The organism is Vibrio sp. T13N (genome assembly GCF_032970445.1).
GTDB lineage: Bacteria > Pseudomonadota > Gammaproteobacteria > Enterobacterales > Vibrionaceae > Vibrio > Vibrio diabolicus.
In genome coordinates this window covers 286,564-304,581 of sequence record NZ_JAWJYE010000002.1, presented here as the reverse complement: position 1 = coordinate 304,581, position 18,018 = coordinate 286,564, and the positions used below count along the sequence as shown (strand labels likewise).

13 protein-coding genes are annotated in these 18,018 nt (G+C 43.1%); 4 read left to right on the top strand and 9 right to left on the bottom strand.

Annotation, left to right across the window (positions count from 1 at the left end; genetic code table 11):
• Nucleotides 1-81 precede the first annotated feature (81 nt).
• Together R2S67_RS04450 and R2S67_RS04445 are read right to left on the bottom strand one after the other, a co-directional pair.
• Nucleotides 82-1,695, bottom strand: a complete 1,614-nt coding sequence (locus R2S67_RS04450) for a VRR-NUC domain-containing protein (protein WP_317342492.1) — start codon at nt 1,693-1,695, stop codon at nt 82-84.
• Between the two features lie 67 nt (nt 1,696-1,762).
• Nucleotides 1,763-2,995 (bottom strand): OFA family MFS transporter, encoded by a 1,233-nt coding sequence (locus R2S67_RS04445; RefSeq protein ID WP_317342737.1) that lies wholly within the window; start codon nt 2,993-2,995, stop codon nt 1,763-1,765.
• Nucleotides 2,996-3,572: 577 nt separating this feature from the next.
• Here R2S67_RS04445 and R2S67_RS04440 point away from each other — a divergent pair.
• Nucleotides 3,573-3,929 (top strand): hypothetical protein, encoded by a 357-nt coding sequence (locus tag R2S67_RS04440; RefSeq protein ID WP_005398137.1) that lies wholly within the window; start codon nt 3,573-3,575, stop codon nt 3,927-3,929.
• Nucleotides 3,930-3,997: 68 nt separating this feature from the next.
• Here R2S67_RS04440 and R2S67_RS04435 read toward each other — a convergent pair whose 3' ends face one another.
• The 4 genes from R2S67_RS04435 to R2S67_RS04420 form a co-directional block, all read right to left on the bottom strand.
• Nucleotides 3,998-5,887: a M48 family metallopeptidase gene (locus tag R2S67_RS04435; protein WP_317342491.1), complete on the bottom strand. Its 1,890-nt coding sequence runs from the start codon at nt 5,885-5,887 to the stop codon at nt 3,998-4,000.
• A complete protein-coding gene (locus R2S67_RS04430) occupies nt 5,887-6,477 on the bottom strand; it encodes a LemA family protein (RefSeq protein WP_006742324.1) in 591 nt (196 codons plus the stop codon). Before R2S67_RS04430 ends, R2S67_RS04435 begins: the two co-directional genes overlap by 1 nt.
• Nucleotides 6,478-6,703: 226 nt before the next feature.
• Entirely contained in the window at nt 6,704-8,071 is a 1,368-nt protein-coding gene (gene dcuC, locus R2S67_RS04425) for an anaerobic C4-dicarboxylate transporter DcuC (protein WP_005398199.1), read from the bottom strand.
• A gap of 355 nt (nt 8,072-8,426) precedes the next feature.
• Nucleotides 8,427-9,551: an acyl-CoA desaturase gene (locus R2S67_RS04420; protein WP_005398197.1), complete on the bottom strand. Its 1,125-nt coding sequence runs from the start codon at nt 9,549-9,551 to the stop codon at nt 8,427-8,429.
• 272 nt (nt 9,552-9,823) lie between these two features.
• Between R2S67_RS04420 and R2S67_RS04415 the strand changes: the two genes are divergently transcribed.
• Complete coding sequence (locus tag R2S67_RS04415) at nt 9,824-10,372, top strand: GNAT family N-acetyltransferase (protein WP_005398196.1); 549 nt, start codon at nt 9,824-9,826, stop codon at nt 10,370-10,372.
• An 86-nt stretch (nt 10,373-10,458) separates the two neighbouring features.
• On the opposite strand, the gene R2S67_RS04410 is transcribed toward R2S67_RS04415, so the two are convergent.
• Nucleotides 10,459-11,076 carry an HAD family phosphatase gene (locus R2S67_RS04410; RefSeq protein ID WP_317342486.1) on the bottom strand — a complete coding sequence of 206 codons (618 nt, stop codon included), beginning with the start codon at nt 11,074-11,076 and terminating at the stop codon, nt 10,459-10,461.
• A 367-nt stretch (nt 11,077-11,443) separates the two neighbouring features.
• Here R2S67_RS04410 and R2S67_RS04405 point away from each other — a divergent pair, with 367 nt between their 5' ends.
• A complete protein-coding gene (locus R2S67_RS04405; RefSeq protein WP_006742321.1) occupies nt 11,444-13,489 on the top strand; it encodes a response regulator in 2,046 nt (681 codons plus the stop codon).
• Between the two features lie 102 nt (nt 13,490-13,591).
• Here R2S67_RS04405 and cqsA read toward each other — a convergent pair whose 3' ends face one another.
• Together cqsA and ylqF are read right to left on the bottom strand one after the other, a co-directional pair.
• A complete protein-coding gene (gene cqsA / locus R2S67_RS04400; RefSeq protein WP_134645614.1) occupies nt 13,592-14,773 on the bottom strand; it encodes an alpha-hydroxyketone-type quorum-sensing autoinducer synthase in 1,182 nt (393 codons plus the stop codon).
• A 339-nt stretch (nt 14,774-15,112) separates the two neighbouring features.
• Nucleotides 15,113-16,057, bottom strand: coding sequence for a ribosome biogenesis GTPase YlqF (gene ylqF, locus R2S67_RS04395; RefSeq protein WP_005376521.1), 945 nt, complete (start codon nt 16,055-16,057; stop codon nt 15,113-15,115).
• Between the two features lie 678 nt (nt 16,058-16,735).
• Here ylqF and R2S67_RS04390 point away from each other — a divergent pair.
• A complete protein-coding gene (locus tag R2S67_RS04390; RefSeq protein WP_134645615.1) occupies nt 16,736-17,890 on the top strand; it encodes an EAL domain-containing protein in 1,155 nt (384 codons plus the stop codon).
• Nucleotides 17,891-18,018: the final 128 nt, after the last annotated feature.

The window sequence follows — 18,018 nt, the reverse complement described above, 5'->3', positions numbered from 1 at the left end:
AATGTTTAGAAAAAAGAGCAAGGGGCGATAACCGAGGGGCGGTTTGAGTGAACAAACACCAAGCTCTTAATATAAAGTAAGTTAAGTTGCTGCGACGTAACACACCGCAAACGGGACATTAAGGCGAGTAAACTCTTTGATCCAACGCCATTGGTTATCCTGGAGTTTATCGCCAGGGCCTTTCACTTCAATCCACTCGAACTCATTTTCTTTAAAAGCAATGAGATCCGGCATCCCATTGCGGTAAAGCTTAAGGTCGCTCAATTGTATTTTGAACAGCGCCATCAGCATATTGGTTGGGATAGTGTTGAGCGCTGTTTCGAGTAGCTCTTTACTTATTAAATTCCAATGTACAAATGGATTACTAATGCCAAACTTCTCATCGTATTTTGTCAATAACGTCTGGGTGTTGCCCGCTTCTAGTTCGGCAAAAGCGGTGTCTATCAAAGCTTGGCGCTTGGTAACAAAATCCGAGTGATATAAATCTAAAGGACGGTGTTGATAAGCGTTAATGAATGCCCCTTCAATAGGAGCAAAAATCGCATCCCAGAATGTAAGCCCCAGTAGCGAGTTGAGCAACGCATTTTCAGCGTAAAACACATTCCAGCCTAAGGACTCAAAATACGCTTTGCTGGCAAGCTCGACTCGTTGTTGAGATAAATCCAGTTCAATATGGTATTCGGAGCAGAGTGGCTTCGCTACTCTTGGTACTTTCGCGCCTTGTTTTCGCTTCAACCGTTGCTCAAGTTTTTGTGCGACTTCGAGTTCAGACACATCAATTGGCGATTGTAGCATCTCTGTGACAGTGTCACTAAATGAATCATCTTGGTTTAGTTTGTCATAGATACGTGCGCGTCGTTCTCGGCTCGGAGCAAGTTGAGTTTGGCCAAATAGTGATAGGGCGGTCTCTAGCTCATCAATCCGTTCGTAATCACGTGCTATGTCATTCAACATGTGTTTGCGTTTACGATCTACGTAATGGTGACTAACTGGATGAGGCATTGCCTCAATTAATAAGTCGAGGTTCGCTTTGTCTTTTCGATCAAATTGCCAGTACAGGTTGGCCAGTTGGCTCAGTTCAATTAAGCGGTCTATTTGCTCACGTGAATCAAAGAAACGGCGCACTTTACTCAATTGGTATTGCTCGAACTGATGTAGACCTAAGTCATCAAGCACAAACTGACTTAAGTCTTGATGGGTGTTGGCAAAAAATAGGGTGAGTAAAACGTCGATCATGTGGGCGGAATTGAGTTTGATGATCGTAAACTCAAGCTGCTCAAAACGATCAAATTCCGTGTTGCTTAAACTCTCCACAAGGGCATCTTTCTTTAATGACTTCGGTAGCTCTGGGTAAAGTGCAGAGATCTCCGGTTTCGTCAGTAAGTTAGACGCTAACTCTTGATGAGAGAGTGTGGGGGAAAGGGCCACAAACTCATGTTGACTCAATTCTGCCAGTGCTTCATTGATAGAAGGTATTTCTTGATAACTCAGCTTATCACTTCGAAACCAACACCCTTTTCGGCTGTATAAACGCACCAATAGGCATTGGGCGTGTTTGCTCAAGGAATCAAACGAGCAAAGCCAAGCGTGTTCTTCCTCGGTCAGTAAATCGCTGTACCAGGTTACTGTGTGGTGAGTCAGCTTAAAGAAGTTTTCTAGATAGTAGTCTGGTGCAAGTTCGATAGGGCTTTCCATAAACGACCGATAACAAAAAAGGCTTAACCCATAGGTTAAGCCTTTTCGCTATCAAATCAATTCGCAATTATGCGTTTTTTAGCTGCGCTACTTTCGCTTCAGACAGTGGCTTAGTGATGAACGCAAGTACGATACATACTGCCATCATTGCTGAAGAAATAGTGTAAGCCAAGGTGTAGCCTTCGCCGTTCGTCATAGAGAAGCCAACAACTGCTGCGCCGATTGCACCACCGATACCCCATGCCGTGTAAAGCACACCGTAGTTAGTACCGTAGCTTTTCAAACCGTAGAACTCGGCCGTTAGCGTAGGGAATACCGCTAGAAGTGTACCGTAACCGACCGCTGCGATCGCAGTACCAATGATCAGAGTGAACTCAGAGTTGAACGTTGCGAACAGCACCATGTTTACGCCTTGTAGGACGAACGCAAGTAGAAGCGTACGAACACCGCCGATTTTATCTGCAAGCATACCCGCAGCAACACGACCGCCAGAGTTGAATACAGCAAGAATGGACGCTAGGTAAACCGCGTTTGGTAAGTTTGCTTGAACGCTTGCGATTGTCGTGATGTTACCGATGATCATTAGACCAACAGAAGCTGCGAATGCGTACATGATCCATAGAGAGTAGAACTGTGGCGTCTTCAGCATTGCTTTCCAAGTTAGATCATCTGACTTTTTAACCGCTTTAGGTGCTTGACCTTCTTTTACTTTCGGCTCTGCAGGCGTGTAGTCTGCTGGTGGGTTATTGATGGTTGCTGCAAGAGGAACTGCAATTGCCAGGATACCAACACCAAGAACCATAAAGCTCGTTTGAATGCCCATGCTGTCGATCAATGATGATGTTACTGGTGCTAGGTAGATAGCCGCTAGACCGAAACCAGCCGCAATAATGCCGTTAACCATGCCTTTCTTCGAAGCGTGGAACCATTTCATTGCAGAAGGTGATAGGCATGCGTAGCCAAAACCGATACCTGCACCTGTGATCACACCGAAGGTAATGTTCAGCATGAGTGGAGTGTCAACAAAGCCAGACGCGATCATGCCTAGACCTGTAAGAACAGTACCTAGGATAAGGATCATACGTGGACCCATGCGGTCTTGAAGAATACCTGCAACAAGAAGACAGATAGAGAAAGTGATGGTTGCAGTTGCATAAGGTGCAGAAGCTTCTGCAGCACTCCAGCCTGATTCAGTTACCAGTGCCTTGTTGAATACACTCCAAGCATACAGGATGCCAAGACAAAGGTTGATACAGAACCCTGCTAACAGGATGCGCATAGCTTTATCAATCTTGCTCATTTTCATTCTCAGTTTTTCCTCTTGTTGGCAATGCCGCAAAGAGGGTTGGTTTAAAGATGTTTTTTCTCAAAATTAGTTTGCGTTTTTCAACGATTAACGCAATGAGCGCGGATTATAACCAATAAATATGTGATTGGAATCTCTTTTTACCGTTACTGATAAAATAATTTGAAACATTAAAAGCGGATGTGAATTCATGGTTTTGTATGTGGTTGGAGTGTTATCAAAAAGTGATGATTTTTGTTGTAAGGAACGAGGAACTAGTCAAAACAGAGAATTCAGTGCGCAGTTGGGTGCACAGCTCACATTTCATATAAAAAATTTCAAAATGTTACCGTGTTAACTATCTGTAACAAAAATGACTGAAATATCGTCTTATCGCCGTAAGTATTGGATGTAAAGGGTTTCTTAAATTTAAATTGTTAACCTTTTGTAATAACTAGAGCTGATTAGGTTTTTTGTGCATTAAGTGAACAAAAAAATCACTTGTAATTGCAGATTATAGGAGCAGAATATAGCGAAAAATGAGATTTCATTTATGAAGGGATGCTTTTTTAGACTTGTTGTGAGGTGACTTATGAAACTGTTCCTATTACTCATGGCTTCGGTATCTGCTGGTGTCGCATCTGCAGACCACATCCATTCATTTATGTTGGGTCTATCTATTGCTTCTCTAGCGGTAGGGAGCTGTTATTTCTTTGCATTCCGTAGCTCGCGCTTTCCACAGCTTGCTTTATTCTTACTAATTTGCGGCATGCTTTCTAAGTTGACGATAACGGTTGTTGGTGTGATGTGGGGAATGTCGGCTGAATTAATTACGTCTCCAATCGTATTCGCACTTTCGTATTTATTCTTCTCTCTCGCCGTGACCTACTTATGGTTTAGTTATCGAGAGAGTATTACTAAGATCCCTGATCGATTTAAGTCAGCGTAAATCGTCAAATAAGAACACATAATGAAAAAACGCCAGCACTTTTGCTGGCGTTTTTGTTTAAAGCTAAGTCAGTTAGCTTGTTGTGTTTGGCTCGGTAGGGGTTGTCCAGTATTGACTGATACTGTTAGTGGCGGCTCTGGAACTTCTAAGAAGCAGGCGATTACTCTATAGAGTTCTCCTTCCGCAACGGTAACCTTTCCATCCGATTCAATCGCTAATCGACACGCTTTTACGAACAAGCGACGACTTTTCGGTTTGAGCTGCAGTAGGAGCTCTAAAGCGGCGCGATTTAGGCCCCAGTTCTTATTTGCGGGTTGTAACTCTGCATCATTAAAGCCCAAACAGGTTAGGGCGCTGCTAAATGCACGTTGAGCGTCTTCCGGTTGAGAGTGACTAACCCAAGCCAATTCGCGCAGTAGCCAAAACACACTCTCTTTTAATTGCTTTAAAGATTGGAACTGTTTTGTACATCCATACGATTCGAGTAGTTGCTTCTCCAATAAGTTGATGACACACCATTCTGCGAGTGAGTAGTGGTCATCAGTTTGAGAGAGTTCACGTAGCACCTGGCACAGTCTGTTTTTCTGACCCTCACTTAGCGATTTCAAGGCAGGAATGGAGAGTTCGAGTAATGGAAAGCGTAGATGAAGAGGCAAATCATAATCCAGCCATGGTAATAATTGTGCTTGAGACACATTTGGGATATGACTTTTTATCATCTCTCGCTGGAGTTCACTGCCATCAAATATCAAGGCAAAAGCAATAAAGCGCGCACTGTATGGTTCACGAGCGATGTCGACAAGTTCGGAAGGAAGTTGGTTAAGTAGTTGTTGACCTACTTCGCTGAGTTCTGCGGTGGTTGGTTTCTCAGGTTGTGTCGACGTCCCTGATGAGAATCCACTAACGTTATCATTCTCAAAGCTTGTCGTTGGACGATGCGAACTTTGAGAAAAACTTCCATCCCAACCAGGTTCAATTCGGCGAATCCGTTCTTCTAGTGGAGGGTGAGTAGCAAATAGGCCAGAAAAGCCGGAGAGTTTGCTTTGACCAAACATCATATGGCTCATCTCATCGCTTGCTTTTGTATTCAATGAAGAACCCGCCATATGGCTACCAATTTTCTTGAGTGCACCAGCAATGCCTTGATCGTTTCGAGTAAATTGAACGGCACTGGCATCAGCGAGAAATTCACGTTGACGAGAGATTGCAGCTTTGATCATCGAGCCAAACAAGGTGCCAATCCAGCCCAGAACCAAACAGATAATCGCAATCAGCATGATAACCGCAAAGCCTTTATCGGAATCGGAAGAACTTCTTGATACGCGGCTCGTATGATGAGTGTTATCTAAGACCAAGTGTCCAAAATTTGCAATGCAAGTGATGCCAAACAGTACGCCGATAAGACGTGTATTTAAACGCATATCTCCGTTTAAGATATGGCTGAATTCATGAGCAATGACACCTTGTAGTTCATCTCGCGTGAAGCTATCCAGTGCGCCTTGTGTGACGCCGATGACGGCATCATCAATGCTCATGCCTGCTGCGAAAGCATTGATACCGCGCTCTTCCTGCATCACATAGACGGGAGGAACCGGAATACCAGATGCAATTGCCATCTCTTCCACAACGTTGAGCAGTTGTCTATGTTTTGCATCTAAGGTGTTTGAGGAAATCAGCTTGCCGCCTATGCTCTCAGCAACACCTCGGCCTCCATTGGAGGTGAGGGCGGATAAGCGAACCGTTGAACTTATCGCAACAACCAGCAATACACCGGCAAAGCACAACAAGACGTAGGTAAGTGCGGTTTCTTGATCAAAGTGTTCGCCTGTTACTCCGTAATAGATACCAATCGATAATACGCTTACCAAACCAGTGATGGTGACAACTGCTAAGGAAAACAGGAACACCAAAAGCCCAGTGCGTTGACGCGCGGTATCTTGATGGTCAAAGAAATCCATTAGAACTCAACCTTCGGGGCCGCTTGTATTTCAGCACTGTCAGAAAACTCTAACAGTTTGCCATCTTGGAATCCGAATGCGTTGGAAAACAACACTGGCGGGAACGTTTGTTTGTATGTGTTGTAGCTGGTTACCGCATCATTAAATGCTTGGCGAGCAAACGCAACTTTGTTCTCAGTGCTGGTTAATTCTTCTTGAAGCTGACTCATGGTTTCATTCGCTTTAAGCTCAGGGTAGGCTTCCACTACAACATTAAGTTTGCCCAACGCACTTTGCAGCATGCCTTCTGCTTGGTTTAGTTGGCTAATTGCCGCATCACTACCAGGTGCGTCACTGGCTGCTTTCAGGCCAGCAATTGCTTGATTACGAGCTTGGATGACACGTTCAAATGTTTCTTTTTCGTGTTCCATATAGCCTTTTGCAGTATTAACTAAGTTCGGAATCAAATCGTATCGACGTTTTAATTGAACCTCTATTTGAGCGAAGCTGTTTTTGAAACGGTTTTGTAGAGTAACGAGCTTGTTGTAGATACTGACGGCGTACACCACAACGAGCAGGACAATAACGATAAAGACAATAAATGCAGTCATAATAAATCCCATTTTCTTAATGTATTCAGTTCTTATATAAACTGTTGAGATATTAAGCAAATGCTTCTGAAGAAGCGATGTAATAACCGAGAAATATGTCACGAGTTGAGTAACAATTAAAATGCATTTACAAAGCAATACAGAATGAATAATGGCACTGGAGAGATGAAAGAAAAAGGCCCAGCTAGAAGCCGGGCCTTGTCGATAAGCGATATTGGCGATGCCGTTAGGCACTCATTGGAACAAGCACCATAGTACCAATTATAACTGTGATAAGACCGGCAAGAACCGGAACAGATGTTCGTTTTACAACCTCAAACGGGCTGATGTTCGCCATACCGGATGTCGCAACGATTACGCCAGACACTGGTGAGATAGTACGACCTAGGTTTGATGCTTGAAGCATCGGGATAATTAGGAACGCTGGGTTTAGTCCCATTTTCGCAGCCAAAGATGGTGCCAACTCCACAAATGCATAGAAAGGTGCGTTACCAGACCCCGTTGCAATAGCTGCTGCAACTGTCAATGCTGTAAGGATAAGCATTAAAGCAACACCGCCTGCACCTGCATTGTCTGCAAGGTGAAGTAGGTTATCGATAGCGCCGATAGACATTAGACCTTGCGCAAAAACCCCCGCTGCAACCAAAAGCATCACAACGCCTTTGAACGCGTCAGCCATGCCAGCGTAACAAGAATCTAAATCTTCCAGTGATTTCTTACCATCAAACTTATTTACAACGTAATGGATCAGAGCGCCAAGGAAAATCGAACCGACCACAATAGTGTAAATGTCTAGGCTAAGTCCTGGAATGGTACGACCGTTGAATAGGAACACGCCGATGATAGGTAGAAATGGCAGTGCCGCATAAAACGCTGGTGCATCGGCTTTGATCTCTGATACGTCAATTTTTTCCATTGGCGTATTTTCTTTCTTATCTAAGTATTTGTTCCAGAAGAAAGCCGCGGCAGCCATCACGATGATTGCGCAAATAGAAACAGGCAACACTGTTTGTACCGCAAATACATCAAGCGCCAAGCCAGATTTTTCGGCGGCGATCACCACATCACCAGAGGTTGGAGAAAGAATGATTGCCGCAGGAGAGGCACAAACTGCAACCGCTGCTGGACGAGAGATCCCCATCGCGACCATCATTGGGAATAATGTCGCCATTAATAGTACGCCAAGGCCGGTTGCAGAACTTACTGCAAGAGACATCAAACACGCCACAATGTAAGCCGCTACCAAAAGGACATAAGGAGACTTGATAACAGAAAGCGGTTTAGAGAACTGTTTCACTACAACGTTATTCGCGCCGATGTGAGTCATATAGGAAGCGAAGCCACATAGCAACATGATTTGCATACCAAGGCCGCCGCCGCGGTATTGTAGCATGTATTTCACGTATTCTAGCGCGTCTGTCACCATGTTACCGGTTGAGGTGATTTTTGAGGGCAGCACGTCATGCCCCAATACGCCAGTCATAAGAAGTAAAGCAATACCAGCCGTCAGTAACACGCCCGCTGCTTTATAGCCTTTGACGATAAAGTAACCCACAGCAATGGTGACAACTAAGCCAATTAAGAGCTCTAACATAGGGATCTCCGAATGTTATGAAAAAAAGAAAGAAACTGTTTCAGTTTATGACAAGGAATTTACAGAATTCTTAACTGTGGCACGAGACAAATATGGGGCTTGCATGATCTGAGACAAATAATAATTTAATAATTAATTTCGTTAGATTGTATTGTTGGAATTTGGTTTTCTAAGTGTTATGTGCTGGTTTGAAGCTGTTTGCAGGAAGGAAAATATGACCAGAAATTTGAATAAATAGTGAGGGAATTGATTCAAAATGAGAAAAAGAAACAACTCAGTGAGTTGGAAGAGGGTAATAATCCTTGCAACAAAAAAGCTTCGCCGAAGCGAAGCTAAATCGTAAGGATGGGTTAAGTTAAGCGTATCGGCGCACCATGAGGTTCCAACTGCGTTGTTGCCGCTCGAACTCCGCTTTGATTTGCTGATACTTTATCTTGGTCACAGAGCACTCGTATTTTTTTACTACACTGGCTGTTTTTGCACCGAGTACTTCCTTTCGCATCTCATAATATTCCTGCATGTGATGAACTAGCGCATCAAACTCGTGTTGTAACTGATCGAGAATCGTCTGCGTATTCGGTTTTGCTCCCAGTTTTTCTTTTGCTTTCTTCAAGAGTTGAGTTGCGCGAGCTTTTTCAATTCTAAATGTAGGCGTTGTGCGCAACTTAGATGTGAGTCCAAGCCAAGAACAAGACTTAATCAACCACTTGGTCGGGTCGTAATGCCACCAATACACACCATTACGATAGTCATTCTCGAAGATATGATGGAAATTGTGGTAGCCCTCACCAAATGTGAAAAAGGCTAACACGCCGTTGTCGCGAGCGGTGTTTTTGTCCGTGAAAGTCTGTTTTCCCCAAACATGCGCAAGTGAGTTAATGAAAAAGGTCGTGTGGTGGCTCATAAAGAGTCGAGCGGCACCAACTACTAATAACATACCCCAAATATCGCCGTAGATAATACCAAGAGCGACCGGAAAGCCAATATTGGTGAGTAGAGCAAGTGGAACATAGTACTTATGTTGCCACATGACGATTTTGTCACGCTTTAAATCGCGGCAGTTGGTGTATTCGTTTTCCTGCGATTTGTTGTAGTCGCGTAACATCCAACCAATATGAGAATACCAAAAGCCACGTTTCGCTGAGTAAGGATCTTTGTCGTTATTGTCGACATGCTTGTGGTGTACACGATGATCAGAAGACCAGTGTAATGCACTATTTTGCAAAGAAAATGCTCCTCCAATCGCAAAAATAGCACGTAAAATTGGATGAGCTTCGTATGTTTTGTGGCTCCAGAGTCGGTGATAGCCTGCTGTAATAGAAAGATTCGTAAAACTGAATGCCATCACTCCCCAAACTAGATGCTCCCAACCCAGTCCAAAGTGATATGCATACCAAGGCATTACAATAAAAGTCAGAACAAAACTGGAAGAAAATATCAATGTATTCAACCAGATAATGGGTGGTTTGTTTTGAGTCACAGGTGTATTCCTAACTTTGAGCTAACAACTGTTCGCCAGAATATCAGCGTACACGTGTAAGTCAAATTAAAGTTAGACAAATGTGACTGTTCCTTTGGATGTACATTAAGGAACTTGATGGGATATTTTGCTTTTAATTGAATAATGAGTAGTATTAAAAAATGAGCTCTGGCTTAAGGTGTATAAAATCCGCCAAGAAACAAGTGTTATAAAGGTGGAATATGCCGAGACTCTATAAAGAAGTAAAAAATGTAAGAAAATAGGAATACGTAATGGATTTACGATTAGCGGAATATAAGGACTACGAGCGCATTGCGCATCTTCATGCGGATAGTTGGAAGCGTCATTACCGTGGCATTCTTAGTGATAACTATCTTGATAAAGAGGCGATTGACGACAAACTACTGATCTGGCAAACCCGTCTGACCAACCCACCATTCAACCAGCACATTGTCTTGGCGGAAGAGGGTGGTTTGTTGCTCGGCTTCGTTTGTGTGTTTGGCAACCATGACTTCGAGCGTGGAACCTTTATTGACGCACTGCATGTTGATGACAGCTACCGTGGTCGTGGTATTGGCAAACAGCTATTACTTGCTGTCGCAGAATGGCAGCAACAGTACTTTAAAGACACTGGTCTTTATCTAGAAGTCGTATCGCAAAACATTTCTGCAATTGAATTCTACCGCCATATTGGAGGTCAAGAATGTCAAGAGCGAACTTGGCGTGCGCCAGGTGGTACAGAAGTATTGGAGAAGGTATTCCGTTGGAAGAATGCTCAGTCATTAGTTAGTGGGATAGAAGAAAACGTTATTTACTCCTAGTCTGACGTTTTAGCTTAGCAATAAGAGCAGCATCAACGCTGCTCTTTTTTGTGCCTGTCCTAAAGTTTAGTGTTTCAGTGGGCGACTTAAAAGCAAAGCCCCATGGCTTTTAGCTCTGACTCGCATTGCTGAGCATTTTCAAATTGAATGGCTTCCATGCCTACCGCTCGGGCCCCTTCGACGTTGTATGGCATATCATCAAGAAATACCGTTTCCTCAGCCTGAAGCTGATACGTTGAAAGTAGGGCGTGGTAGATCTCAGCTTGTGGCTTTAGTAACTGCACTTCAGAAGAGATGATTGCACCGTCAAACAGCGGCCAGAATTCATAGGTAGCACGAAGATGCTCAACAATTTCGTTGACGTTGTCTGTGAGCGCATAAACGCTATATTCTGCACTTTTTATTCTTTTTAGCAGTTCGACACTGCCGTAAAGTAATATTTGTGTATGTTTTACGTAGTAAAAAAAGCGGTCCATTTCTTCCGCTGTCACTTTGTGCTCACGTTGATAGCACAGTTTGGCTTCCTCTTCGGAAATGATTCCTTTGTTTAAGTCTTTCCAGATTTGTGATGAAAACAGCAACTGGGCCATTTTTTCCGCTTCTACTGCGTGACCAAATGTTAAGCGAACAATCTCTACCGGAGACCAGCGTACTAATACATTTCCCACATCAAAAATTACGTTTTTTATTTGTAAAGGTTTCATAACACACCCCAAGCCAATTGTTCATCACCGCGTTACATCCACAGTGAGTGCTGTCGTTAAATCTTTGGAAGTTCGATCCAAAGGCGCTGTTTAAATGTCTCGAACGTATATGAGATTAACATCCCTTAGGATACAACGCGATTATCGCAAAATTACACTAAACTATATGCAACTTCATTTATTTGGTTGTAAATCAAGTGTCTCTATCTTAAAAGATTGAAATTAAARACAAGCGTCGCGAAATATTTGCGCCATTTCGCGCTGCTTATAAGCGTTAAGTAATATATAATTACTTAATAATAAAACGATAAGAATGAATGCAAATCACACTATTGGGACGTCAGGCGGAGTAGGCAAAATAGATAATATGGACTCGATACGTAAGGTTTATCAATATGCAGAACCCAACCTGACTCTCGTTGGTTGGATGGGGTTTCTTGGCTTTCCGCTGTACTACTTTGTTTGGGATTTTGTTTTCCCACAGGCTTATGAAAACTTGCCGCTCAGATTGTTTTGTTCACTATTGTTCTTTGGCATCATTTTTAGAAATCGCCTGTCGTCAACGTGGCGAAAATATATCCATATTTACTACCAAGTGACGATAACGATCTGCTTACCGTTTTTCTTTTTCTATATGTTACTGATGAATGACTGGTCCAATGTTTGGGTCATGTCCTTTATGTCCGCGATTTTCTTGCACATTCTATTGGTTCATGTCACAAGAGTTATGTTCGCTCAAACTTTTGCCGGAATAGGTTTAGCGACGTTCTTTGCTTGGGTGGCGAAAGGGTTTCATCTCGATTTAACAATGGACTGGACGCATGTGCCAATCTTTCTCTTTATTTATGTATTTGGCAATTTATTCTACTTTCGGAACCAAGTAGAGCACGAAGCGAAAGTGTCGTTGGCCAAGTCATTCGGGGCCGGAATTGCGCATGAAATGCGTAACCCTTTAAGTGGCCTTTGCACGTCAATCGATGTTATCCAATCAGTCTTACCCAGTAAAAAAGAAGCCGAGAAAGACCAATATCTGATGAGCGGAGAGGATGTCACCCTGCTGCGCGAAGTTAGTGAGGATGCGATGAACATCATCCAGTCGGGCAACGAGACGATAGATTTACTTTTGACATCGATAGACGAAAACCGTGTCTCGCGATCCAGTTTCCAAAAGCATTCTGCTCACTCAGTGGTTGAAAAAGCGATTGAAAGCTTTAGTTATAAGCGTGCGACGGATCGCTTTGCTATATCCCTAGATGCGAGAAGTGAGTTTGATTTTCTTGGTAGCGATACCTTACTCAAATACGTTATGTATAACCTTTTCAAGAACGCCTTCCATCATCGCACATCTGAAGATTTCCACATACATGTCTCCATGACGAGTACGGAGCACTCAAACCAAATCGTTGTAACCGATAATGGTGCAGGTATTGCTCCTGATGTCCTACGTAATATATTTCAGGACTTTTACACAACTGGTAAGTCAGGCAGCTATGGTTTGGGTTTGCCATTTTGTAAAAAAGTGATGCGTTCTTTTGGAGGTAACATTGAATGCCAGTCTCAGCTAGGTGAGTGGTCTCAGTTCACGTTAACTTTCCCGCCGATCACATCTGATATCGTGACTGAAATTAAAAACGATTTGACCAAACTCAAAACCATCCTAACGGTGACTAATCAAGATATTCTTGTGTCGAAAGTGACGGACATTAGCCGTTTTATGGGTTTTGAATCAACGATCTTAGATGTTAATCAAGTGCTCAAAAAGAAAGAGTATGAGTTCGAATTCGACCTGATTTTTATCGATCTTGAGAGCTTGGATGCAAGAGCAAACCAATTAGATAGATTAGAATCTCTTCTGTCTTTCACGGAAGCTCGTATCGTTTATCTTTTTGAGCATCACCCGACACAGAGAGCATGCAAAGCGGCATATGAGCCTATTTGGGTCGAGACTCAAGCCTGGTTATTGAATACTAAGCCAACCATTGACCGTCTCTTGTATGATTCAAGCTATGTGTCGACACCAACGGCCTCAGTGGCTTTGGATACGTCAAATAAGCGGACAATTATGGTCGTGGATGATAACGAATCTTTGCGAAAATTTACCGCGATGTTACTCGAAAAGCAGGGCTTTGAAGTGATTCAGAAAGAAGACGGGCAGCAAGCACTGGATACATTAGAGCAAGAGAACGTTGACCTCATTCTTATGGATATCGAGATGCCCATCATGGATGGTGTAGAAGCTTCAAGGCGAATTCGAAGCTCGGATAAAAACTATGCGTCGGTACCTATTATTGCGCATACTGGGGATAGCTCACCTGTTACGCTGGACAAAATAGGCTCTTCTGGCATGTCTGACTTTATCGTAAAACCAGCGGATAAAAATCGCTTATTCGACAAAATCGCAAACTGGATTTAATCACTCGCAACTGTGTTATCTCGAGACGAGTTGATCATAACGCGAATACGGATAAAGAGCTCAGCAAACGGCTGAGCTCTTTATTTTTACCTACACTCTAGCTTATACAAACTCTAGATCGGGATGAACAAACGCTTCTTGGCAGGCGGAAAGAACGTGATCGACTTCGGCGGCAGTCATGTCCGCATTGACAGAAAAACGAATGATGTTCTTGTTTCTTCCTGTTGCAGGGCGACAGAAAACTGCGCCAAAGACATCTCTTTCTTCTAAAAAGTCGCGAACTCGCTCAGTGTTTCTTTCGTTGCCACATTCTAGCGCGATAATTTGCGACTCACTGCGAATAGTAAACCCAATACGTTTTAAACCAACGGCTAGAGACTTCGCTCTTTTAAACAAAATCTCCCGCTTGTCATCGGCTTTTTTTATGACGTCCAGTGTTTTTTCTAACCGAATGATCTCTTGCGGTAACACGGTAGAACTGAAAATGGCAGGATACGCGACAAATGGAAGCGTCTTCGCCAGCTTTTCTGCCCCTAAAATTGCGCCAGCACGATAAGCAAATGTCTTTGCAAGACTTACGGTTACAAAATCCACCATATGAGTCAAATCCAGCTCTTGCAGTAGCCCCGCGCCTTGCGGACCGTGCGTACCTAACGAGTGCGATTCATCCACAACTAAGCCGCAGTCAAACTCCTGTGCTATTTCGTAGATATCACGTAGAGGAGCAATGGTTCCGATAGTGCTGTAAACCGAATCCACAACAATAATCCCCGAACCATGGCGTGAAATCTGTTTTCGCAAGTGGTTGGTGTTGTTATGCATGAACGGATGAATTTGTGCTCCTGCGATACGTGCACCTTCCCATAAAGACATATGCGCAAAGAAGTCGATATACACAGGTATGTTCGGTGCACAAATAGTTTGTAATAAACCGACATTCGCAGCCCATCCCGATTGAGAAAGCAGACAGCTAGGCATGCCGACAAAACTGGCTAGTTGAGTTTCAAATGCAGGTTTCGACTCATCATCTTGCAAGAAAATCGCGGACATCACGACGTTGTCATCGTGTTGAGAAATCGCATCACGATGCGCGTTTTGAATCTCCTTGTTATGAGACAGTGCAAGGTAATCATTGCTTTGCATAACAATGGCATTACACGGTGGACGTTTACCAAGAACAAGGTGTTTCTTGTTCTCGTTCGGTTCAATTAGATCTTGAATATGAAAATCTAGGCGTTCCTCAATAAAGGGAGGAAGTGGTTTGCTTTGTATAGTTTCACTCATAATAAATCTCTTCTTCATATGGAAAAACGCCAGCGCTGACACTTATTCATATTGCGGATTTTGGGGAGAGTGTCACTAACCAGGTTGCATAAGTTTGCAGACCCTTGCAAACTCGACATTTGAGGGTTGGATGGTGGCTATAACTCTATAGGGGCCCGGGGTCTAAACTAGTTTGTGCTTAAAGTTTATACGGCGATTTTGCGGTATTTTTTCGTGCTTCATGTCTGGGTTTTGTATGAGGAATATAAAGTTTGAAAAGTGAAAAAATGGGCGCATTAGATAACAAAAAAGGCGCGAAAATCGCGCCTTAAAATATGATTGGGAAAAAATAATATCAGTTTATCGCTTATTACGTAGGTAGCGCTTGCGGCGCTCTTCTTTACGCTTCGCTTTTTCTTCTTCTTTACGAGCGGTTTCAATCTCGACTTCAATCAGCTCTTGAGTGATCATTTCTGGGCGCTCTAGTGTAATTTGGCCTAGTGTGCCTTGGCGAAGTTCGTGCAACAAAATCTCTGATACTTTGTGCAAGTCCACACGTCCACCTGCGCGTAGTGCGCCACGGCGACGACCAATCTCTTCCATGATCTCGATATCTGATTCAGGAAGCTCTTCGATTTGGTAACGTTCTTTAAGCTTGTCCGCATAGTGGGCTGCTAGGTACTCAATGGTGTAAAACGCAACCTCGTCGTATTCCATCGCAGTATCTTTTACAGCGCCAGTAGCAGCTAAACGGAAGCCACTGTGTGGGTTTTCCACTTTTGGCCACAGAATCCCTGGTGTATCGGATAAAACGATGCCATTTTGCAGGTTGATGCGCTGTTGACGACGTGTTACCGCTGGCTGGTTACCTGTCACCGCGATCGTTCGACCAGCTAGAGTATTGATGATTGTCGATTTCCCAACGTTTGGGATGCCCATGATCATGGTACGAATGTTTTTACCGATCTCTTCACGGTGTGGGGCAAGTTTACGGCAAAGCTCCATGATTCGATGCACTTCTTGCGGTTCTGACGTCGTGATCGCCATTGCTTTTACGTGTTGCTCTTGCTCCAAGTGCTCAATCCATAATTGAGTTAACTCAGGATCGGCTAAATCACGCTTGTTCAAGACTTTAACGACCGGCTTGTCACCACGGATTTGAGAAATCAAAGGGTTTTCACTACTGAAAGGAATACGAGCATCCAGTACTTCGATGATCACATCCACTTGTGGGATTGCTTCTTCGATCTCTTTGCGTGCTTTGTGCATGTGGCCAGGAAACCACTGGATTGAGTTATTAACCATTTGAATTTAATACCTTAATTTTCTTACTGCTCCAACGGGCGTACGAGTAGTAATTTGAGCTTCGAGCAGTATAGTTTTAGACAGAGTGTGTTAAAACCGTACTTACTTTTGTGGCTCTGTACCGCAAAGTTGAGCGTTTCTTTCGTGTTAATGAGCTAGTTTATCACGGAATGAAGGCGAAGCATTCAAGATGGAGACAAAAAGCCACGGTTTACAAACGAGCAAGCAAACATTTGTTGAGTATGCTCGCCAACGGACTTACAACAAGTATTCACTTTGGTGAGATATTAAGCGCAAATATTGTGTAGTCAAAGGTGGATTGTTTTGTCGGTTTTTTCTGACTTATTTCAAATTTTTATCTTTATATCAGTAATTTATATTTCATTTCGCTATTGGTCGAAATTTGACTTTTAGCCGACACAAATTAATCTGACTGCCCAGTCCGAGTAAGGCTTTATGCTCAGTGCGATAAGTCGTATTACAGCGTTGTCCGTTGCCACATTTTTGCCAGTAGTTTCTTTTTTAACTCATTGATAGTGACAGTTATTGAGAACAGACAAGCAGACTGAGTTTTACATTGAGGCTGAGTAATGCTGGTCGATTTTGATCAGCGAGTGGCAGGATTAATTTAACCAATCGAGCAGGAGATCGAAAATATAGACTATTGGATAGAGATAAATGAATACACAGCTTAATGTGATGGTGATTGATGGTCATCCTCTACAAACCAAGATACTTACCCAAATATTGGGTCATAGTGGCGCTTCAGTCAGTACATTCAATTGTGTGGACACTGCTAGTCAATGTGCACAAGAGCAATATTTTGATGTGATCTTTTGCGATCTCCAGATGCCGGGAAAAGGCGGTATCGACATCTTGGAAGTATTCGATCAAATTCAGTATCACGGGCAAGTCGTGCTAGTCAGTTTGTTGGAGCAGAGCATCATCTCGGCAGTACGAGAAATGTGCGAAGGGTTTAGTTTTGAGATATTAGGAGAACTGCCTAAGCCGTACGACGAAATGCAAGTGGTTAAACTCCTCAACCAAATAAAAGATGAAAGAACGCGAAAAACAGCGTTTGCTCAACCTATCGTACTGCAAGACCAAGAGTTTTTATTTGCTTTGGGTGAAGGGCGAGTGAAGAATTATTACCAACCTTTGGTAGACGCACACAGTGGTGAGCTTTTAGGTTATGAAGCGTTAGCGCGTTGGGTGCATCCTATTTATGGCGTGTTGTTACCAAACCACTTTCTTCCGATCGTAAAACGATGCCATTTGTCTTCTGAACTTTTTCAATCAGTGCTGATTAATACAATCTATGACATCAACAATAGGGGATTAACCCAAAAGGTCTCGATTAATGTCGACCACGAAAACTTGAACGACCCTGACTTCTCGCATCGTTTTATTCAACAATGCTCGGAGAGTGGTGTCGACCCGTCACAAATCACCATTGAGATTACAGAGCGGGAAGCTTTCCAAGCTAGCACGTCTATCTACAAAAACCTCATCAAACTCAGAATGAAAGGTGTCACGGTATCAATTGATGATTTTGGTACGGGCTCATCTACATTTGAAAAGTTGGCAAAGTTACCTTTTAACGAGATCAAACTTGACCGCGTTTTTGTCTACGGAGCGAGTGAAGACCTGAAAAAGAAAAGCATTGTCATCGCTATTTGTGCTTTAGCGAAAAGCCTCAATATTCGTATTGTCGCAGAAGGTGTCGAAGACGAAGTAACCTATAAAACCATGCGCGAATGTGGAATAGACATCTGCCAAGGCTTTTACATTGATAAGCCCATGCCGTTAGAGGTAATCACTATTTTGAAGTAAAAATATGAAAAAATTGAACTGTTTGATCTTTGATGATCAAATGCTTWTCTGTGTGGCTATCAGTGATAAAACCGTGAGTACCAAGAAACGTCGATTTCTAGACAAGTTTAATGTGAATGATGTTATTG